Consider the following 20,125-nt stretch of genomic DNA (forward strand, 5'->3'; position numbering starts at 1 on the left):
CAGTCGGCGATCGCGGTCTCGCCGGGCGGACGAGTCCGCGGACAAGGACGGCCACCGCCGATCATCGGGTGTCGTGTGGACATCCCGAGCTCAATCGGTGGCCGTGGGCCGCAACGTCGACCTTGCCCGCTGGCAGTCGGTATTCGAGGACCTGATGGCCCAGGTCGCGGGTCGGTTCTCCCGGGTAGAGCCGCGTCGCCGGGCACGGGCCTTCGTACTGGGCCTGCTCGCGGAGCTGCCGAGGAAGAACTGCTGGACGATCGCCGAGCATGCCGGTGATGCGAGTCCGGCCGGCATGCAGCACCTGCTCAGCCGGGCTTCCTGGGACGCCGACCAGGTCCGCGACGACATATGGGACTTCGTCGTCGAGCACCTCGGCGACCAGGGCGCCGTGCTGGTGGTGGACGAGACAGGCGACCTGAAGAAGGGGACCTGCACGGTAGGGGTGCAGCGTCAGTACACGGGCACCGCGGGGCGGATCGAGAACTCCCAGGTCGCCGTCTACCTCGTTTACGCTGCTGCGGCCGGGCGCGCCGCCATCGACCGCCGCCTCTACATCCCACGCTCCTGGACGGAAGACCCCAGCCGGTGCCGGGCGGCGGGCATCCCCGAGGAGGTGGGTTCGCGACCAAGCCCGCCCTGGCCACCGAGATGATCGGCCATGTCCTGGACGCCGGCGTCCCGGCCGCGTGGGTCACCGGCGACGAGGTCTACGGCGGCGACCCGCATCTGAGTGCCGAGCTGGAGAGGCGTCAGATCGGTTACGTCCTGGCCGTCTCGCGCAAGCGGGCGATCGCCACCCGGGCGGGCGTCTTCCGGGCTGGCGTGCTGGCCCACGGCCTGCCGAAGAGGGCCTGGCAGCGTCTGTCAGCGGGAGCTGGCGCCAAGGGCCACCGCATGTACGACTGGGCCCAGGTCGACATCGACAGCCAGCCCAGCAGCACAGGCCATCGATGGTTGCTCATCCGACGCAACCGACGCACCGGTGAGCTGGCCTTCTACCGCGGCTATTCGCCCCGCCCGGTCGCGCTGACCATGCTGGTCGAGGTGGCTGGGCGCCGCTGGACCGTGGAGGAGGCCTTCCAGGCTGCCAAGGGCCTGGCGGGGCTGGACGAGCACCAGGTTCGCCGGTGGACCTCCTGGCACCGCTGGACCACCATGGCCATGCTCGCGCACGCCTTCCTCGCGGTCACGGCCGCCATCGAACGAGCTGGCGCGACGACACCATCGGACCTCGTCCCGCTGACATGCAGCGAGATCCAGCGGCTCTTTGCAGCGTTCGTCGCCCAGCCTGTCCTCGACCTGGTGCACCGACTGCGCTGGTCGGAATGGCGCCGACGACATCAGGCCCGTGCCCGCACCAGCCACTACCGGCGCCAGGCCGCGTAACAACCGTGATCAAGATCTACAGCTGGAGTATTAGTTCCTCACGCTGCCGAGCCCCTGTCGAGTACGGCTTCGCGCACCTGAAGACTGGCGCGTCCTCGCCAAACTCCGCACGGGCCCCGCCCGCGCCACCAACCTGCTCCGCGCCCTGCTCGTCCTGACGAACCTCGAACTCGACCGCTGACAAACCATCAAGACCGAAGAGAGCCGCCCGCGACCAGCACGAGCCCCCACGAGTCCCGCCACGCCAGCAGCCGCACCAGCGGAAACCAAGATGGTGGATCTCCAGTGAAGATCCGACTGGACCTCGGTCAGTCGATGCCTTCGACGATGCGGAAGTCGCGCTCGACGCCGTCGGAGAGCGCGGCCAGCGCCTCCTGGTAGGCCGCACTCTCGCGTGCCGCGACGGCCTGCTCGAAGCTGTCGAACTCGATCAGGATGGTGCGCTCGGCGATTCCGGCGTCGTGTGCGACGACCCGACCGTCACGGGCGAGGAGCCGCCCGCCCCCAGCCCGGACGGCCGGACCGGCCAGCTTGTTGTAGGCAGCCAGCTTCTCAGGGTCTGAAATGGTGCGGTAGACGCTGACCCAGTAGCCCTTGGGCATGGAACCTCCAGTGTTGGGATGAGTACATCTGACTTACGGGTGGGTCTCGGACGAGCGTCGGCGGGCGAGGGGGAGGCTTGTCAGCGTCGTGATCGCCATGGCGCCGACGCCGACCAGCGCCGCGGTGGTGTAGGCGCTGTCGTCGGGGAAGAGGTGGCCGGGGCCGGTGCCCGCGGCGAGGATCAGGCCGCCGATGGCGCTGCCCAGACAGTACCCGACGCTGCGGACGACGTAGTTGAAGCTCATGGCGCTCGACGTCTCGCTCATGGGGGTGACGGTCCTGATGACGCCGGGCATCGCGGACGAGAAGCCGCCGACGCCGAAGCCGAGCACGCCCATCGCCGCGAAGAGTTCGGCCAGCTCAGACCGGGCCGCCGCGAACAGGGCGAACCCGCCGCCGACCACGATGGCGCTGGCGGCCAGGAGCAGGGGGTCGGCGATCCGCGTCCGGACCCGCGGCGTGAGCTTGCCGGCAACGAACCCCAGGACCGAGAACGGGATGAGGACCAGCCCGGCGACGAAGATCGTCAGCCCGAAGCCGTAGCCGGCGTCGTGCGGCGTCTGTGCGTACCGGGTGATGAGGGTGAGCAGAAGGTACATGCCGCTCCCGCCGACGAACATGGCGAGGTTCGCTCCGGCGACCGCCGGGGGTCACGGAGGTGATGCCGGGCGGCCCCACGTAGGTGAAGGTGGAGTGACCGTAGGAGTTGCTCCGCGTGACGACGGTGACCGGCACGGGGCCGGCTGTGTGCGTGGGCGGCACCGTCACGGTGACCTTGTCGTCCAGGACGGACGATGGGGTGACAGCGACGGTGCCAAAGCGCACCGATGTGTGGTGATCAGGCCCCGGCCGGTCACGGTCAGGGTGCCGCCCCCGCTCAGCGGACCCGAGGTCGGGCTGATCCCGGCCAGCACCGAGTCCGGGAGGTAGTAGAAGCGGCCTACGGTCCGGGTGGTGAGCTGCCCGGGGGTGGCGTCGATCTCGACGTCGGTGACGAGGTTCGGCGAGACGGCCAGGACCTCCTGGTCGTTGAGGACCGTGAAGGAGGCGGCCGGCTGGCATCCGAAGCGGACGGCGGTGGTGTCGCCCAGCCCTTCCCCGATGATGTTCACCGCCGTCCCACCCGACGTCCGGGTACGCACCGGGCGGCGTGGGCAGCACGCGCACCGTCTCGTTGCCGTTGTTGACCACGTAGACGTCGAGGTCGTCCGGGGTGACCACCAGCCAGGACGGCGCATGGAAGCCCGGCGCCGTATCAATGATCTCGTTCCTGACGAGGTCGATGGTGGAGACGCTGTCGTCGCCGTTGCACGCCACGTACGCGAGCAGCCCGTCGTGGCTGACCGCCACGCCGAAGGGAATGGACAGCCCCGTGACCGTGTGCACGACGGTGTGCGTGGCGGTGTCGATGACGTCCAGTCTGTTGCCGCCGTACTCCGTCACGTAGACGCGTTGTCCGTCGGGTGAGGGCGTCACTGCTCGAGGGAAGAGGAACCCGGGGAGAGTCGCGATGACGGTGAGGGTGGCGGTGTTGATGACCGTGACCGCGTTCGCGCCTTCCTCGGTGACGTAGAGCTGCGTCCCGTCGGGTGTGACCGCCACATTGCGCGGACCGGTGCCCACCGGTACCGAGGTGATGAGCGTGTTGGTGGCCGTGCTGATCACATCTACCCGGTTCCCGCCCTGGCTGGCCACATAGAGCCGGGAGCCGTCGGGTGACACCGTAAGACCGAGGGGCTTGTCCAGCCCTGGGACGCTGGCGGCGACCCGGTTGGTGGTGGTGTCGATGACCGCTACCGTGTCGGACCCGAAACCGGCCACATAGGCGCGCAGCCCGTCCGGGGCGACCGTGACGCCCCACGGCCCGCTGGTCACACCGATCGTGGCGATGACACTCCGGGTGGTCGTATCGATCACGCTGACGCTGCTGCTCCCGAAGTTGGTCACGTAGACGTGCCGACCGTCCGGGGTGATCGCCGCCACGATGGGGGCGTGCCCCACCGGTATTCTCATCCGTCAACAGCGGCTCATTCGCCTCCATGACAACCCCCCGGCTCCGGGGCGCCGCCCGTACGGGTGGCCGAGGCATTGGTGAAATCGGTGCAGCGGACGGGGATCGAAGTGCCTCCCGCTGGAGCGCGTTGGATGGTGTTGCTGACGCTGATCACTACCGGAACCATGACTCTCTCTCCCCCCGAACTTTCTGCCCCCTGGTCGCGACGACCTGGTGTCGGAGATCGCCGCGAACGAGGCCAGGACGCCGCAGGTCACCGCGTCGGTGTAGGTGAGGTTGCCGCCGCACAGCACGACCGCCTCGCCGCCGAGATCAGAGCCGTGGGAGGGGGTGAGGCTGGTCAGGACGGGGGCCATGAGGCCTTTTCCTTCTCCTGATGCCTGGGAGACGGTGTGCCCTGGCCGGTGGGTGTCGGCCCAGGCACCGGGGCGTCGCCGCCCGCCACGCGCCGCGTTCGGGCGGGCGGGCGGGCGGCGACTCGGTAGCCGTGCGGTCCGTGCCCGGCCTTCCCTGACGGTCAGACGATCGTGAAGGGCTCGGCGTTGGAGTTGCCGCCGCAGGTGTGGACCGTGATACTTCCGGCCCCGGTGGCGAGTCCGCCGGGCACGGTGGCGACGAGCTGGGTGTCACTGATGGGGGTGAAAACCGCGGTGGCGGTGGCGGCGGCGCTGTCGGTGAAGGTGACGGTGTCGACGTTGACGAAACCGGTGCCGTTGACGGTGATTTGGTCCCCCGCAGTGCCCGATGCGGGCAGCACCGAGGTGATGGTCGGCGCGAGGTAGTAGTCGATCTGGGTGCTGCCCGAGGTGCTGGTGCCGCCGGCGGTGGTGATGGTCACCGGCTGGGTCGAGACCGTGGTGACCTGGCCCGGGTTGGCCGGCGCGGTGAAGGTGACCTGGCTCGACTGGGTGGGGGCGACCGCCACGGTACCGACGGTGCCCACCGCGACGTGCGTGCCGGTGAGGAAGTTGGTGCCGAACAGCGTGACCGCACCGCCGGTGGCGGCCGGCAGGCAGGTGACGTTCGTCCCCGTGGTCGTCGGTGTGGCGATGACGAAGAACGGCAGCGCGTTGCTGGTGGTGCCGCTGCTGCTGGTGACACTGACCGAGACCTGGCCGGAGCACGGCGCCGAGCTGGGCACCACGAAGGTGACCTGGGTGGCGGTGACAGTCGTCGGAGTGACCGTCGCCGCACCGAAGTTTACCCTCGTCGTGGTGGACAGAGAGGTGCCGTTGATCTGGACGGTGTCCCCGGCCTTGCCCTGGTTGGTGGTGGTCGTCGTGTCCACCAGCGAAGTGATGGTTGCCATGATCTTTCTCCTTCGAACGTGCCTGCCGCCCTGCCGGGAGTGAGCAGGAGCAGGCGGATGGATGACGCGGCCAAGCAGCCGCATGGGCAGCCCCGGTGGGCGCAGTGGGGCGGGAGGACATGTGAAGGCCGTCGCCTCAGGGCGCCTGGGCGGGTGGTCTTGTGTGAAGCGACGAGACGCCACCTCACGGGGCGCCGTCAACCTCGCTCAACTTCGTGGTTGCGGCGCGGTCGGAGCAGGCACGGGCGCGTTCGCTCACTGCGCCAGGAACCGGTTCCGGCAGGAAAGTTGAATGCCCTGGGTTTTCAGCATGGGGCGGTCAAAGGGGTGGTGGCGGCGCAGTTGTTCGGGGCGTTGCCGGCCACGATGCTGGCGAGCAGCGTGATGGAACCCGCGTTCCGGTAGATGACGCCGCCGTTGACGCTGGCGGTGTTACCGGTGACGCTGCTGGCGGTCATCGTCAGCGCGGTATCGGTGTAGATGCCGCCGCCGTACGAAGCGTGGCTGCCCCGGACGGCGCCCGCGGTGATGGTCACCGACCCGCCGAGGTTGGCGATGCCGCCGCCCACGCCGAGGGCGGCGTCACCGTTGCTGACCGTGACCGTGCCCAAGGTGAGCGGCCCGTGGGCAAGCGGGAATTCCTAGGGCCTGTCCACTGGATGTAGGTGCAAAACGGCGCAAGGATCAGGTCACCGCCCCCGCGGCGTTGGCTTCGTCGACGGCATTGACCAATGCCGTCTCGCTGCACGGCACGACCCCCACTTGCGCCGAACCCACGGCATCTGCGGGTGCTGCCGCAGCGGTGAGCAAGAGCCTGCCGACCGCGCCGGACCCGGCTGGTAATCGAAATATGTTGATGGCTCGCACAACGCCCCCCTTGGACGTATGAGCCACCCTCATCAGCCGATGCGCCGCGAGAGCGCGTCGGCCGACGGCTTCCTCCGGTGGGTGCCCTCGCGAACCCGCGCCAGTATGCGCAGGCAGATGCCAGCTGCGTTCCCCAGCGGAGGGATGGGCAGCCCACCTGGTCGGATACCACAAGTAAGCCATCAGGGCTGCGTACGAACAAGAGCTTTGACCGTTCGCCACCCATTCAGCGGAGCGCACGCGAGTCTTCGGGGCGCACGGGCCCCACGCCGGAGGCCGTCCCGGGTGAGCTGGGGACTGGGTGCTTGTGTACTGATCGCCTGTGCCGGTCGTTGTACCGGGCATGACGGTTGCGGAACGGAACTGGTGGACGCTGGCGCGGGTGCGCTTCCTGGAGAAAGTCGATGTCGGAGCGGTGCATCCACGGCGCCGGCGGGTCTTCCGACTGGGGGAAGAGGAGGTGATGGTCCAATGGGGCCTCGCCGGACGGCGGGTGGACCGGGGCACCTGGTGGACCAGCACGGACATCAACGGTGCGTACATCGTGATGTCCACCTCGGTCGAGGTCCTCGAAGTACTCGAGGAACAGCCGCCCACCAGCTGGTGAACCGGCGGCCGCCGCAAGGCCCCCCGGCATCCGGGGAGCACTCCGCGGCGAGGGGTGTTCGATGCGGCGCTGTAGCCGCCGGCGAGGCGGGCGGCAGATTTCGGTATGGCAGGCGGGCCGAGAGCACCGGGGCAGTCGCGTTCGGGTCTGCCGGGGTCGTGGTCGCCGGCCGGCGGTGCTGTTGTTGACGGCGGGCGCGCATCCCCAGGCCTGGATTGCGCGCCCGCGCGGACTACGGAACCGGGGGGGCGCCGTAGCCACTCGACCACCGTAGCCAACCGCAGCTATTCCAGGACGAGCGAGGCGTCGCGGCTCATCATGGGTAGAACACCTCGATTTGATCAGGGCGTGCCTACCGGGTCGACGACCGAATGCGTCCAAGAAGTGCGACGGAAGGTGCAGACGGCCGGGCCCGGGATCTTCCGTGTTTCTCTGTTCGCCGGAGAGACGATCTCCTCGCTCGTTGGCCGGGTCGCCGCCCTCTACGGCCTGGGCGACGCCGATGCCGGCTTCTCGTAGCCGCACGGCCCGCTGCGACACACGTGGCATCCCATCGACTCGCTACCTCGAAGTGATCGGATCAGGGCATTTAATGATGTTTTGTCCTGATTTTTTTGTCAGGCGCCCTGTCGTGCCCGCGCCTTGTAGCGTGAGGGGCGCAGGGCGCTTCGCTGTGAGGAGAGGTGAACCCGCGGATGAGCGCTCGTACTCGCGGACAAGACGATCTGCCGTGGTACCAGGTCAGCCGTCACCGGCCCGTGGCCGTGTTCAACAGGGCCCCGGCCGGTGGGACGACCCCGGTCCGTACCGCCGTCGCGTCCGACCCGGTCGGCTCGGGTGGACGACATGGGGAGCGCGGGGTGGGGGCGGTATCGATGGGGAGCGCGCTGCTGTCCGGCATGGCGCTGCTGGCGGCCACGGCTCCACCGGTGGCCGCCGCGCCGGTGGGGGCCGTGCCGGTGCGGGTGCAGCGGGCTGATCCGTCGCAGACCTTCACCTTCACCGGCGCTTCGCAGACCTTGACGGTCCCGGCGGGGGCGGTGGTGACGATCACCGCGGACGGCGCCGGTGGCGCCGACAACACCGGCACCGCCTGTACCGTCACGGGGACGGGCGGGACGGGGGCGCAGGTGGTGACCACCCTGCCGCAAACCGTCGCCCCTACGACGTTCACCATCGATGTCGGCGGTACCGGCGGCAAAGGCTGCAACGGCACCGGGACGGGGGGTGCCGGGGGGTTCAACGGCGGCGCCCCGGGTGGGGGCGGCGCGGGCAGTGGTGCCCATTTCGAAGGTCCGGGTGGGGGCGGAGCTTCCAGCGTCAGCGCGGGCGGCTCCTTGCTGGTGGTCGCCGGGGGCGGCGGTGCCGCCGGCGGCACCGGAGCCGGCTCTGCGGGAGGGAACGGGGGCAACGGCGGAACAGCGGATGGCACCGGCGGTACCGCGGGAAGTGCCACCGGCCCTGGGGCTTCACCGGGGCAGGGCGGGGGTGGTGGCAGCACCACCACCAGCACCGGTGGCGCCGGCGGGGCCGCCGGCACCGCTGCATTCTGTGCGGCCACGCATGGCGGGCCGGGAGGCGGGTTCACCGGTGCCGCGGTCGGCACCGGCGGTACCGGCGGCACCTTCGACGGCGGCTGCACCTCCACTACCGGTGCCGGTGGGGGCGGTGGGGGCGGATACTTCGCCGGCGGGGGCGGCGGCAGCGCCACCGTCAACAGCAACGGCACCTCGGCGGGCGGGGGTGGAGGTGGTGGGGGCAGCAGCTTCGCCACCCCCACGGGTCTCCCCACGTCCTACGCGCCGTCGACGATCGGGACAGCGAACCACAACGGCCAGGTGACCATCTCCTACACGGTCCCGTCCTTGACCATCGCCAAGACCCACACCAGGCACTTCACCCAGGGGCGGGACGGCACCTACACCATCACCGTCGGCAACGCCGCCGGAGCCGCCCCGACCGACGGCACCACGGTCACCGTGTACGACACCCTCCCCGACGGGCTCAGAGCCGACAGCATCAGCGGCACGGGATGGAACTGCACCCTGAACAACCTCACCTGCACCCGCAGCGACGTCCTTGCCGCCGGAAGCAGCTACCCGCCCATCACCCTGGAGGTCGACGTCTCCTGCAGCGCCCGCGACCAGGTGACGAACACCGTCACCGCCATCGGCGGCGGCGACACCGTCAGCCACATCGCCTCCGACCCCACCAGGATCAAGCGCCACGAGCACCACGAGCGCTGCGAGCGCCACGAGCACTGGTAGACCGACCGACCCGGAGCCACGGCGGGGCCGTCCGCACGACGGCCCCGTAGGAAGCTGCCCACCGTATCGCGCCGGTCGGCGCGATACGGGGAGGTCTCCGCAGTCTTCTTCGCGGGCGCCGCCTTCTTCGCCGCGGGCTGCTTCGCGGGTGCCGGCAGTCCGGCCAGGGCCTGCAGCCACGGCGTAGAACTGCGCGGCGTTGGCCGCAGACTGCTCGTGGGTGAGGGTGGTGTCGAAGACCCGGTCGACGCGGGTGCGGAAGCGGTCCTTCAAGTCCTCGGGCAGGCCGAGGAGTTCGGCGATGAGCCGGATCGACAGCGGGTCAACCGACCCAATGAGGCCGGTCGATCCGACGCCATGTCGGGTTGGCCTGCCTGATTGCGTTGCGGGACGCTTTCGGGCCCTCTGTGTGGTCACAGAGGGCACGATGCGGTCTCCCTGGTCAAGCAAAGTTTCGGGGTAGGGGTGGATCAGTTGCCCGGCGTGATGGTGGGCAGGTAGCCCTTGGGGTCCAGTCGCGGGGTTGCGGAGCGTGTTGCGGCTGCAGGGTCGGCGGGCAACTTGGGCGATCTGGAAGAAGTGGAGAGGGACTGGGCGGCGACGCCGCAGATGCGGCGAGTGCGGCTGCGTTCGATGGCCTCGTGGCTCTTGAGGTAGCCGTTGAAGTGGTCGACGCGGTGGCGCAGGCGGAAATAGTGGTTGGACTCAAGCAAGCCGTCCGTGGTCGAGTGCCTGCCAGAAGTGGATGTCGGCCTCGCGGGCGAAGGTGAGGAACTCACGGCGGCAGACCTGAGGCGCTGGCGTACATCTCCCCTGTCCGCAGCTCGGCGGTCAACTTCTACGAGAAAGATCACCGTCAACTGTGAACGCAGGCTCGCCTGGCTCGACGATCGCGGGCACCGGCCGCTGCGCAGGCGCGGTACCGATGCCCGGCCACGGTCGACATCCGGCAGCCCCAGTACGGTCGTTCCCGTCGGCCTGGAGGGATGGGGCTGCATCGTGCGCTGAACGCTGCCGGGCATCTCACGTCCCTCCCAGCCCGGCGGCGCGCGTTGCGCCAAGTGGGTGATTGACAGTCATATACCTTGTTTCAACGGTTGCTTGGATGACTCACTTGTGGTGTCCGATCAGGGGGCTGCCCATCCCTCCGTTGGGGAAGGCAGCCCATCGGTATGTGGTGGTGTGTGCCTGTCACAGGCCCGCGAGGGCCCCCATCGGAGGAGACTGTCGGCCGACGCGCTGTCCCAGCGCACGGGCTGACGAGGGTGGCTCAGGCGTCCGGGGAGGCGTTCTTGCGAGCCATCAACATACTTCGAGTGCTGTTCGGGACCGGCGCTGTTGGCGCGCTCATCCTCACCGCCCCGGCGGCACACGCGCAGACCGCCCGTGCGGCGTACACGGTGATCGTGCCGTGCAGCGAAACCGCGTTGGTCAGCGCCGTCAACGCGGCCAACGCCGCCGGGGGCGGTGCCCTGATCCTGGCACCCTTTTGCACGTATTCCCTCACCAGCGCCCACAGTTCGGGTGGGGCCGGCGGACCGGCGGGGCTGCCGAACATCACCACGCCGGTCACCATGACCGGGCTGGCCACCCAGATCACCCGCGCGCCCGGTGCGGCCGCGTTTCGCATCATCGAGGTGGACGGGCCCTCGCATCTGCCCGCCGACAACGGCCAGCTCGCCTTGACCGCGGTCGCCATCAGCAACGGTGACGCCGGTTTCGGGGTGGGCGGCGGCATCGCCAACCTCGGCGGGTCGGTCGTCCTGATCGGCGGGGGTGTCAGCAACAGCCGTGCCTCGTTCGGCGGCGGCATCTACACCGACACCGCGCTGACGATGACCACCAGCAGCGTCACCGGCAACACCGCCACGGTCGACGGCGGCGGCATCTACCAGAACGCCGGCTCCGTCGCGCTGGTGGGCACCAACGCCTCCGGCAACACCCCGGACAACTGCGCCGCAACCCCGCCCCTGACCGCGCCCTGCTGAAGCCCGACGGCGGCGCCCCGGGACACACCCACCCACCCGGGCGGCAGTCAGGTCGACGGCGCGGTGGAACCACGCCGCCCGCACCACATTCCCGTGCCCGCCCCCTCTGGGCCAGCGACTTCCGGCAGCACTGCGAGCCCTGCCCCGTGACTGCCGGAACCCGATCGTGCCCTGTGCGACGGACCGTCGATTCGCCGGCTCCGGCGCACTGGGCAGCAGTGTCATCCGCAACAGCACAGGAGATCAGTCATGGCACCCGTCATCACCTCCATCTCGCCCACCTCGGGCCACTCCGGCCAGACGATGACCATCACCGGCACCGGTCTGGGGAGCCTGAGCACCACCAAGGTGAACATCGGCACCAAGACGGTCACGCCCACCACGGCCAGCAACACCTCCGTCACCTTCGCCATCCCGTCGGGGTGCAGCGGCCAGGCCAACGTCACCGCGACCGTCTCCGGGGTCAACAGCAACAGCAGCGCCTTCTTCTACGTCGCCGCCCCGACGGTCACGTCGCTGAACCCCAGCACCGGCCCCGCCGCGCCCGGCGCCATCGACGTCTTCGGCACCGGTTTCGCGACCGCGACCTCGGTCGCCTTCGACGCGATCGGCACCGCCGTCCCCACCGTCCTGTCGGACAGCCACCTGAGCGTCACCCCTCCGGCCCACGGCGCCTTCACTGCTTGCACCGACGCGGCCGACGTGATCGTCAGCAGCAGCGGCGGCACCAGCTCCCCGATCGGCGCGGCGGGTCAGTTCATCTACTACGCACTGCCGACGGTCACCAGCGTGACGCCCAACACGGGGCCAGCGGGCACCACCGGCGTCATCGTCACCGGCACCTGCTTCGTCGACGTCAGCTCCGTGACGTTCACCCCGGTCGGCGGTGGCGCGTCCACCCCGGCCGACAACGTCAGCCTCATCGGTGTGGGCAGCCTGACCCTCGACGTGCCCACCCTCGCCGCGGGCACCTACGACATCCAGGTCACCAACCCCGGCGGCACCAGCGCGGCCGTCGCCGCCGACCACTTCACCGTCGTCTAAGCCCCAGGCGAGGCACGGGCACCGAACAGCGGGCAGCACAGTCGCCCCCTACCCGCGGCCCGTCGACTCGGACCCGACGGGCCGCGACCACGGACCCCATGCGCCCTGGCCGCCCACAGCGGCCAGGGCACCCCACCAGCCACGCAAAGGAGCACCCGATGGCTCCGGTCATCAGCAGCATCAACCCCAACCACGGGCCGCCCACGGGGGGCACGGCCGTCACGATCACAGGCAGCGGCTTCACCGGCGCGACCTTGGTGAAGTTCGGAACCGTGCCGGTGTCGTCATTCACGCTGGTCAGCGACAGCCAGATCACCACCACCGCCCCCGCAGGCACCGGTTCGGCCGCCGTCACCGTCACCACGCCACTCGGCGGCACGAGCAACGGCGTCACCTATACCTACGGCACCGTGCCGGTGATCACCAGCCTGACCCCGACCTCCGGCACCGCCGGCACCTCGGTGATCATCAGCGGCTCCGGGTTCACCGGCGCGTCATCGGTGCACTTCGGAACCGCCTCGGCGACATTCACGGTGCTCAGCGACGGGCAGATCCAGGCCACAGCTCCCGCAGGCTCCGGAACGGTCCAGGTCACGGTCACCACACCGGCGGGCACCAGCAACAGTGCGGCCTTCACCTACACCGTCCTGCCGGTGATCACCAGCCTGACCCCGACCTCCGGCACCGCCGGCACCTCGGTGATCATCAGCGGCTCCGGGTTCACCGGCGCGTCATCGGTGCACTTCGGAACCGCCTCGGCGACATTCACGGTGCTCAGCGACGGGCAGATCCAGGCCACAGCTCCCGCAGGCTCCGGAACGGTCCAGGTCACGGTCACCACACCGGCGGGCACCAGCAACAGTGCGGCCTTCACCTACACCGTCCTGCCGGTGATCACCAGCCTGACCCCGACCTCCGGCACCGCCGGCACCTCGGTGATCATCAGCGGCTCCGGGTTCACCGGCGCGTCATCGGTGCACTTCGGAACCGCCTCGGCGACATTCACGGTGCTCAGCGACGGGCAGATCCAGGCCACAGCTCCCGCAGGCTCCGGAACGGTCCAGGTCACGGTCACCACACCGGCGGGCACCAGCAACAGTGCGGCCTTCACCTACACCGTCCTGCCGGTGATCACCAGCCTGACCCCGACCTCCGGCACCGCCGGCACCTCGGTGATCATCAGCGGCTCCGGGTTCACCGGCGCGTCATCGGTGCACTTCGGAACCGCCTCGGCGACATTCACGGTGCTCAGCGACGGGCAGATCCAGGCCACAGCTCCCGCAGGCTCCGGAACGGTCCAGGTCACGGTCACCACACCGGCGGGCACCAGCAACAGTGCGGCCTTCACCTACACCGTCCTGCCGGTGATCACCAGCCTGACCCCGACCTCCGGCACCGCCGGCACCTCGGTGATCATCAGCGGCTCCGGGTTCACCGGCGCGTCATCGGTGCACTTCGGAACCGCCTCGGCGACATTCACGGTGCTCAGCGACGGGCAGATCCAGGCCACAGCTCCCGCAGGCTCCGGAACGGTCCAGGTCACGGTCACCACACCGGCGGGCACCAGCAACAGTGCGGCCTTCACCTACACCGTCCTGCCGGTGATCACCAGCCTGACCCCGAACCAGGGGCCGACCAGCGGCGGGAACACCGTCACCATCTCCGGCACCAACCTGTCGGGTGCGACCTCGGTGCTGTTCGGCACCCATGCCGCGACGATCACTGCCAACACCGCCACCCAGATCACCGTCACCGCCCCCGCGGGAGCGGCGCAGTCGGTCAACGTCACGGTCACCACCTCGGCGGGCACCAGCAATCCGCTGCCGTACTTCTACGTCGCGGCCCCCGCCATCACCGGCCTGATTCCGACCATGGGACCGAGCGGCGGCGGGAACACCGTCACCATCTTCGGCTCCGGCCTGGCCCTCACCAGCGCCGTGCATTTCGGCGCCGCCGCGGCCACCAACATCACCGTGATCTCCGACAGTCAGATCACAGTCACCGCGCCCGTCGGCACAGGGACCGTCCTGGTCACGGCCACCACACCAGGCGGCACCAGCACCGTCGGGCTGGGCAACGCCTACTACACCTATGTCGCACCACCGGTCATCACCTCCCTCAGCCCCGCCCAGGGTTCGGTGTCCGGCGGGGACGACGTCCTGATCAGGGGAAGCAACCTCACCTACACCGACGCCGTGTTCTTCGGCACCGCCCCGGCGTCCTTCGCCGCGGTCTCCGACACCATGGTCGTCACCACCTCACCGCCCGGTACCGTCGGCCCGGTCACCGTCACCGTCCACTCCCCGGGCGGCACCAGCAACGGCGCCACCTTCCAGTACCAGCCGTAGCGCATCCCGAACGCCAGCGTCCACATCAAAGGAGGCGTCGTAAACATTGATGAGCGGTGGACGGGACGAGACGATCAGCTGCGGGTCCTCCGGTGACGGGCACGGCGGTCGCCCGGGGTGAAGTCGATGTCGGGGCGGTGCATCCACGGCGCCGGCGGGTCTTCTGACTGGGGGGAAGAGGAGGTGATGTTCCAGGGGCCTCGCCGGACGGCGGGTGGACCGGAGCACCTGGTGGACGAGCATGGACGTCAACGGCGCGTACATCGTGATGGCCCTCTCGGTCGAGGTCCTCGAAGTACTGGAAGAGCAGCCGCCCACCAGCTGGTGAACCGGCGGTCGCCGCAAATCCTCCCGGCCGTCCCGGGAGCGCTTTGCGGCGAGGTTCCGTGCGGTGGTGCGTCGGCGAGGGGGGCGGCGGATTCCGGTGCGGCGGGCGCGCCGCCCTTCGACATCGTCGGTGTGGACGCCTACGGCGATGCCAGTGACGCTTTCCGTCAGTGTCTGCGTGAGTATTTCCGGCACGGCAAGCCCCTGGCTGCGACCGAATTCGGTTGCTGCACCTACCAGGGTGCCGCCGCACGCGGCGGCACGGGCTGGGCCATCGTCGACCACGACGCGGACCCGCACCGCCTCGACAGCGACTACGTCAGTGATGAGGACGAACAAGCCCGCTACCTCCGGCAGCAGGTGGACGTATTCCATGAGGAAGGCGTGGACACGGCGTTCTGGTTCACCTTCGCCGGCTATGGGTATTCGCACCACGAGGACCAGCGCCTTGACTTCGACATGGCCCCTACGGAGTATGCAAGGTCATGTCCGACGGTAGCCTCGCACCGAAGCGGGCCTTCCAGGCCATGGCACAGGCATACCAATCAGCGACGTCAGCGTTGCCTCTCAAGGGTGAGGACAGCCCTGGCCATTGACGACGTGCTGGGCCGCAGCGGGAGCGGAGGAGATGCGCCACGCCTTCAGCCGGGCAACCCGCGTCGGGAAGGAGCATCTCCTCCTGTCGACGATCAGGATCCGGCCGGCCATCGGGGTCGCGGCCGGCGGCGGCGCCGGTAGTAGCCGTATGTCTGCAGCAGCAGGGGCCCCATAGGGCGAACAGACCGCTGACCGTCATCGCCGGCTTGTCCCAGCCCGGTCGGTACGGGAAGCCGTCCAGACCATCCAGGTGGAAGGCGGTCAGCAGCACTGCACCGTCAGGGCTGTGAGAGTCAGCGCACCGAGCGCGGCCGGCACGATGACGGCGAGAGGCGGGATGCGCCGGCCCCCCAGCCTGGGAATCCATTCCGGGACGACCTCTCCCCACCAGCGCACCAAGCCGAAGCAGAGCAGCCCCAGCGACTCGGTCAGAATGCTGAGGCCGATGACATACGAGGCGTTCCAGGCCGCCGGGGGCATGGGGGAGCCGCCCAGGACGGAGCCCCCGGTTGCGCAGAGCACGGGCTGGGGCGACAGTGCTGGAAACCGCGGACTACGGAGAAGGACTCGGCCATGCCCCTCACCCTTCAACAGCTCATCAGTCAGCTGACGGACACTCAGAAGCAGTACGGTCCGAACACCACGTAGTCCGTCCGCAGAAAAGCGCCAGCCGGTGTGGGCCCCGATTCTGGATCGGTCCCACGCGCGACGGCCCGTCGCCGGTGGGGGCTATGTCCGGGACGGCTGGGCCCACGCGCGGCGTCCGGTCATGACGGGCGGACTCAGACGAGCTTCCATTCCTGGTAGGGCAGGTCGTTGGAGCAGCCCTGCTGGACCACGTAGATCCCGTCGCCGAGGATCCCCTGCGGGACCGTCAGGCACTTGCCGCTGTGGCGGGCGACCAGGCTGAAGTAGCCATCGGGCCGCTGGACGAGCTTCCATTGCTGCTGGGTTGTCTGGTAGCTGGTGTCGCAGGTCTGCTGGACGACCGACGCCCCGTCGGCGGTGGACCCGCCCTGGACCTCCAGGCACTTGCCGCTGTGCTGGGCGCGGACGGTGTAGTAGTTGTCCGCGAGGAATCCGGCCCCGAGGTCGCTGTTGTAGGCGGCGACGAAGTTCCACGTCTGGTTGTCAGGCGCGTCGTAGCAGTGCCACTGCTGGACGGGCTGCCCGTCGGCCTGGCTCGCGAACGGGACGTCCAGGCACTTGCCGCTGTGGTTGGCCATCAGCTTCGCCCTGAACAACGGGGCGACGCTCGCCGCTGCCGGCGTGGAGCCGGCGGCCAGCATCGTCGCGCTGACCGCCAGGGCGCACAGGCCGATGGCACGGACGCGTCGGGTTGCCTTCATGGAGATCTCCCTTGGCCGAGGCCGCCCGTCCGGACTGGGCGGCGCATCTCATGTGCATGCGAAGGACGCTGTCGAGGTGCTGACCGGCGTGGCGGAACGGAGGCCCCGTGTCTCCCTCCCGCCACCGATCCACGGCCCGCGCCCCCGGTGTCCGATGACACGGGAGAGCACGGCCGCAGGAGAGGCGTCCGACATCAGGGTCCGCGATCGTTCCTGCACGCACGAGAGCGTGGAACGCGGCTCGCGAAGTGCACCAGGTTGCGACGCGCCCAGCCCGCGCCCAGCCCACGCGCGGCCCGCGCAAAGACCGAGGCATAGGCCGATGGCATGCTCCCGTACGCCCCACCCAGCCCGGATTCGGGCGACAGCGCGCAGCGAGACGGGACAAGGCCTGCCCGTCCCGGAGACCGCCCAGAAGCCGGAGATCAAGAGGCCAGCAGGGCACCCAGCAGCCTGCGCAGGTCGCCCTGCTGAGGGCCGTCCGGCCACAGCTCCGGGTCGAGAATCCGTTCCCTCCTCAACGCCACCAAGGCCGCGTACACCCGATCAGCGCTCACCGGGTCCTCGCTCATAATGCTCACGCACCCAGCCTCGTCGCCCAACCGGGAGGCGTGGGCGAGGGCCACGGACGGCTGGACGGTGGCCGGGCTCCGTGCTGTGCCGTGCCGGGCGCCCGAGGGCCGTTCCCGGCCCTGCGCGCCCGAAGGCATCGGCGGGCAAGGTGCGGCAGTTGTAGCGCGGCCGGGCCCCTTCAATCGCCCGCCAGCGTAGTAGACCCCGAAGTGTGAAGCTGGCGGCCTGACCCGGGCGGCCGTGCTCGGTGCCGTTCGCCGGCCGCTCCCGTGCGGGTCTCCGTTGCCGAGCTCGTCCCCGAGGTACTGGCCGTCAAGCCGACACCGCTGCCCGCACCGCCTGCGCCCGCGCAGAAGCCTGGCCTGTTCAAGCGCGCCCTCGGACGTGGCTGAACCGACCGGGCTTCTGGCGACAGGTTGCAGGAGCGGGCGAGATCCGCGTCGTCATCCGCGGTCCTGGGGGTGGCGGTGAAGTACAGCCGCCGGACGGCGGGGACCTGGTCGTCGGCGTGGACCGCCGCCCACGCCTTACCCTGCGACCCAGCCGTGCGGTGCGCTTCGTCGACCACGACCAAGTCCCAGACGGTCCTCGACGCCGTGCCAGCAGGGCTCACGCTTAACTGGATCTCCGGCAGCATCGAGGGCGCCGTCAACCGCATCAAGAGGATCAAGCGGCAGCTCTACGGTCGTGCCGGCTTCGAACTGCTCCGCAAGATGATCCTTCTCCAGTAACGCTTCGCGATGTTCCCTAAGAGCTGCGCGAGAACCGGATAGTAGGAACCCCTGCCCCGGCCGGCAAATCGCCAGTGTATGCAGGTGCCCAGCCGTGGCAGGATGACCTCATGTGGATCCGAAAGGGCGATGCCGCGTAGGCGTCCCAAAGCCGTCCGTGCAGAGCGGTGGCGGCCACGGTGGCAGTATCCGGTCCTGGGGTCCCCGGTGTCTCCGCACCGGAGACGTCCGCCGGCTGCCGGGACCGGGAACACGCGCCTTCCCGGTCGAACGCATTACCACGACAAAGAAACGGGCGGGTGGGCGGCCCACCGAGTCGATCGTCGTGAGTAATTCATCCGGTCACGGGAGAAGGCTTCCATTGGGTTCTTTTCTCACCCGAACAGCCGCTCACACTCGCCTTGGAAACGATCCCGTACGGCCAATCCCGAAGCCATTTCGCTCCGTTTTCATTTCCGGCGGTTCGGCTTCAGTGTCCGGACGAGGAGAAATCTCGCCGATCCGCGGCAGAAGGCCCAGGCAAGGACCGGGCAGTCGTCTCCGGCGTCGAGGCGGTGGCCTCGGTGGACGGTCCTGGGCGGGCGCCGTCCCGTGACCCGTGCCGCGAGGCCCGCCGGTCCTGTCCTTCCCCGCCACCGTGGAATGCACGCCGGGCTCGGCCTGGTCCGCGGGAGACCGCCGGCCGGCCCGCGACCGCCGTCACCCGTTCGCCCCCGGCGTCGGCGAGGAGGCCGACCCCGATTCCGACCGGCCGTCACGGCCCGTCGGGTGAGCGGGCCGCTCGCCGTGGAACCGGGTCACCGCCCGGTCCGCGGCCGGAGCGGCCACGGATCGCGGGCGACCGATCCGGCAGGCGTCCCGGGACGGCGCCGCGGCGCCGGAAGCACGATGTGGCCGTTCAAGAGGGACGGGGCCACGGTGTTGGGCGACCGTCCAGCCCGCGTCTCTGGGAGCCCTCGGAAAAGCGGCGACGACCGCCCCGGCGCCCGTGGTGACCGCCAGGTGGGATTCGTCGAGCCGCCACCGGACCCCCACCTCGCTGCCGACGAACCCCGCGGGCATCAGGTAGAAGTTGCCTTCGAACGACAGGAGGCCGTGGAGACCGACCCTGCGCCGAACGCAGATGCGAGCGGGGAACGGCTTGGACGGCAGGGGCAGCAGGGCCCGGGCGGGATGACCGGTCTGGCGGTACCAGCGGTCCGAGCGCTCGGTCAGTCGGTCAAGGAAGTCCTGGGCCTCGTTCAGGCCGAGGTCGCCGGCCATGCTGAACCACCAGTGGAGGACAGCGGAGCGGTGGGCACGGATGACCGGGCCGGGCGCTCCTGTCTGCGGGCGGACCGCGACGAAGGCCCCATAGTATTTGGCGATCTCGTGAAAGACGGCGGTCACCTTGCCGACCGTCGAGCAGACCGGTGGAGTGCCCTCGAACAGCCAGCGCTCGCCGGTGCCGCCGAGGCGGCGCAGCACCCGGTCCAGGGCCTCCACGCAGTGCGGGAGGTCATTGGTGGCGGTGAGGGCGGCTCGCCAGCGCCCGGAGTGCGTCAGCAAGCCCATGAGCAGGTACATCTCGTGCCCGCAGTCCCATCCGGCCGGCGGGCGTGGCAGCCGGACCCAGTCGAACTGCACCTCCTCCACGCTGCCGTGGCCGGGGCTCGCCCTCGCTCGGTGGCACGGCCCGTAACGCGGCCGCGTCACGTGTCGGCGCAGGGCACGGGTGAAGGTCGAGTAGGCCCTGGGGTAGCCCAGCTCGACGATCTCGCGGTAGAGGACGTTCGCCCGCAGGTGCGGATCGTCGTCGAGGCGTTGCTGGCAGTAGGGGATGAACGGCAGGAATTCGTCACGGGTCACCGGTCGGACCCCGATGCTCCGCTCGCCCTTGAGGTAGGCCCTGACCGTCTTGCGGTCGCGGTCCAGGCACCGGGCGATCGCCGAGATGGACCAGCCTTGGCGGCGCAAGGCGCAGACTTCTTTGTATTCCTCTGCACTGAGCATCCGGACCCCAAACTGTCTGGCTTCACCAGTGGAAAGCACCTTGAATGAGTGAGGACTGTCAGCATGGCTGAAAAATATAGCACGCAAAAGCTCCTCTCGGGGCGGAAATACGACTCGCCC

The 20,125-nt window shown here is 69.5% G+C and carries 16 protein-coding genes and 4 pseudogenes; 9 read left to right on the forward strand and 11 right to left on the reverse strand.

Going from position 1 to position 20,125, the window contains the following annotated elements:
* Positions 1-154: 154 nt before the first annotated feature.
* Together HS99_RS26695 and HS99_RS48505 are read left to right on the forward strand one after the other, a co-directional pair.
* Positions 155-1,389: pseudogene (locus HS99_RS26695) on the forward strand (IS701 family transposase).
* A gap of 47 nt (positions 1,390-1,436) precedes the next feature.
* A pseudogene (locus HS99_RS48505) lies at positions 1,437-1,570 on the forward strand (IS5/IS1182 family transposase); the annotation flags it as partial.
* 127 nt (positions 1,571-1,697) lie between these two features.
* Here HS99_RS48505 and HS99_RS26700 read toward each other — a convergent pair.
* The 6 genes and pseudogenes from HS99_RS26700 to HS99_RS26725 all read right to left on the reverse strand — a co-directional run bounded on the left by HS99_RS26700 (position 1,698) and on the right by HS99_RS26725 (position 5,926).
* Positions 1,698-1,991, reverse strand: a complete 294-nt coding sequence (locus HS99_RS26700; RefSeq protein WP_030554679.1) for a DUF1330 domain-containing protein — start codon at positions 1,989-1,991, stop codon at positions 1,698-1,700.
* Positions 1,992-2,024: 33 nt separating this feature from the next.
* Entirely contained in the window at positions 2,025-2,591 is a 567-nt protein-coding gene (locus HS99_RS26705) for an MFS transporter (protein ID WP_232543288.1), read from the reverse strand.
* A 165-nt stretch (positions 2,592-2,756) separates the two neighbouring features.
* The gene (locus tag HS99_RS26710) at positions 2,757-3,104 is read right to left on the reverse strand and encodes an IPT/TIG domain-containing protein (RefSeq protein ID WP_030554675.1); all 348 of its coding nucleotides are present in this window, start codon (positions 3,102-3,104) and stop codon (positions 2,757-2,759) included.
* Positions 3,105-3,306: 202 nt separating this feature from the next.
* Positions 3,307-4,005, reverse strand: a pseudogene (locus tag HS99_RS48510) (YVTN family beta-propeller repeat protein); the annotation flags it as partial.
* A 518-nt stretch (positions 4,006-4,523) separates the two neighbouring features.
* On the reverse strand, positions 4,524-5,315 hold the full coding sequence (locus HS99_RS26720) for an IPT/TIG domain-containing protein (RefSeq protein WP_050366225.1): 792 nt from the start codon (positions 5,313-5,315) through the stop codon (positions 4,524-4,526).
* 305 nt (positions 5,316-5,620) lie between these two features.
* On the reverse strand, positions 5,621-5,926 hold the full coding sequence (locus tag HS99_RS26725) for a hypothetical protein (protein ID WP_050366224.1): 306 nt from the start codon (positions 5,924-5,926) through the stop codon (positions 5,621-5,623).
* 719 nt (positions 5,927-6,645) lie between these two features.
* Between HS99_RS26725 and HS99_RS45930 the strand changes: the two genes are divergently transcribed.
* Positions 6,646-6,789, forward strand: coding sequence for a hypothetical protein (locus tag HS99_RS45930; protein ID WP_157846647.1), 144 nt, complete (start codon positions 6,646-6,648; stop codon positions 6,787-6,789).
* An 860-nt stretch (positions 6,790-7,649) separates the two neighbouring features.
* Positions 7,650-9,056 (forward strand): DUF11 domain-containing protein, encoded by a 1,407-nt coding sequence (locus HS99_RS47905; RefSeq protein WP_141763813.1) that lies wholly within the window; start codon positions 7,650-7,652, stop codon positions 9,054-9,056.
* A 470-nt stretch (positions 9,057-9,526) separates the two neighbouring features.
* Here HS99_RS47905 and HS99_RS44215 read toward each other — a convergent pair whose 3' ends face one another.
* On the reverse strand, positions 9,527-9,769 hold the full coding sequence (locus HS99_RS44215) for a hypothetical protein (RefSeq protein WP_141763814.1): 243 nt from the start codon (positions 9,767-9,769) through the stop codon (positions 9,527-9,529).
* Between the two features lie 603 nt (positions 9,770-10,372).
* On the opposite strand from HS99_RS44215, the gene HS99_RS45260 reads away from it, so the two are divergent.
* From HS99_RS45260 to HS99_RS44225, 4 genes are all read left to right on the forward strand, one after another.
* Positions 10,373-11,044 (forward strand): hypothetical protein, encoded by a 672-nt coding sequence (locus tag HS99_RS45260; RefSeq protein WP_157846646.1) that lies wholly within the window; start codon positions 10,373-10,375, stop codon positions 11,042-11,044.
* Positions 11,045-11,293: 249 nt separating this feature from the next.
* Positions 11,294-12,088 carry an IPT/TIG domain-containing protein gene (locus tag HS99_RS26740; protein WP_030554660.1) on the forward strand — a complete coding sequence of 265 codons (795 nt, stop codon included), beginning with the start codon at positions 11,294-11,296 and terminating at the stop codon, positions 12,086-12,088.
* Positions 12,089-12,246: 158 nt separating this feature from the next.
* The gene (locus HS99_RS26745) at positions 12,247-14,436 is read left to right on the forward strand and encodes a beta strand repeat-containing protein (protein WP_063737931.1); all 2,190 of its coding nucleotides are present in this window, start codon (positions 12,247-12,249) and stop codon (positions 14,434-14,436) included.
* Between the two features lie 459 nt (positions 14,437-14,895).
* Entirely contained in the window at positions 14,896-15,501 is a 606-nt protein-coding gene (locus HS99_RS44225) for a hypothetical protein (protein WP_141763816.1), read from the forward strand.
* Between the two features lie 641 nt (positions 15,502-16,142).
* Here HS99_RS44225 and HS99_RS26755 read toward each other — a convergent pair.
* From HS99_RS26755 to HS99_RS48710, 3 genes and pseudogenes are all read right to left on the reverse strand, one after another.
* Entirely contained in the window at positions 16,143-16,709 is a 567-nt protein-coding gene (locus tag HS99_RS26755; protein WP_050366127.1) for an RICIN domain-containing protein, read from the reverse strand.
* A gap of 425 nt (positions 16,710-17,134) precedes the next feature.
* The gene (locus tag HS99_RS45265) at positions 17,135-17,290 is read right to left on the reverse strand and encodes a hypothetical protein (RefSeq protein ID WP_157846645.1); all 156 of its coding nucleotides are present in this window, start codon (positions 17,288-17,290) and stop codon (positions 17,135-17,137) included.
* 431 nt (positions 17,291-17,721) lie between these two features.
* A pseudogene (locus HS99_RS48710) lies at positions 17,722-17,862 on the reverse strand (DEAD/DEAH box helicase family protein); the annotation flags it as partial.
* Between the two features lie 16 nt (positions 17,863-17,878).
* Between HS99_RS48710 and HS99_RS47910 the strand changes: the two are divergent.
* Positions 17,879-18,013, forward strand: coding sequence for a hypothetical protein (locus HS99_RS47910; protein ID WP_030554653.1), 135 nt, complete (start codon positions 17,879-17,881; stop codon positions 18,011-18,013).
* A gap of 699 nt (positions 18,014-18,712) precedes the next feature.
* Here HS99_RS47910 and HS99_RS26770 read toward each other — a convergent pair.
* The gene (locus tag HS99_RS26770; RefSeq protein WP_141763817.1) at positions 18,713-20,092 is read right to left on the reverse strand and encodes a Mu transposase domain-containing protein; all 1,380 of its coding nucleotides are present in this window, start codon (positions 20,090-20,092) and stop codon (positions 18,713-18,715) included.
* Positions 20,093-20,125 lie beyond the last annotated feature (33 nt).

The sequence above is a fragment of the Kitasatospora aureofaciens genome (assembly GCF_001188955.3).
Classification (GTDB): domain Bacteria; phylum Actinomycetota; class Actinomycetes; order Streptomycetales; family Streptomycetaceae; genus Kitasatospora; species Kitasatospora aureofaciens.

Coding starts and splice junctions, on each gene's coding strand:
- HS99_RS26740 (WP_030554660.1), top strand. CDS start 11,294: ATGGCACCCGTCATCACCTCCATCTCGCCCACCTCGGGCCACTCCGGC.
- HS99_RS26745 (WP_063737931.1), top strand. CDS start 12,247: ATGGCTCCGGTCATCAGCAGCATCAACCCCAACCACGGGCCGCCCACG.
- HS99_RS26720 (WP_050366225.1), bottom strand. CDS start 5,315: ATGGCAACCATCACTTCGCTGGTGGACACGACGACCACCACCAACCAG.
- HS99_RS45930 (WP_157846647.1), top strand. CDS start 6,646: ATGGTCCAATGGGGCCTCGCCGGACGGCGGGTGGACCGGGGCACCTGG.
- HS99_RS26705 (WP_232543288.1), bottom strand. CDS start 2,591: ATGTACCTTCTGCTCACCCTCATCACCCGGTACGCACAGACGCCGCAC.
- HS99_RS26700 (WP_030554679.1), bottom strand. CDS start 1,991: ATGCCCAAGGGCTACTGGGTCAGCGTCTACCGCACCATTTCAGACCCT.
- HS99_RS26755 (WP_050366127.1), bottom strand. CDS start 16,709: ATGAAGGCAACCCGACGCGTCCGTGCCATCGGCCTGTGCGCCCTGGCG.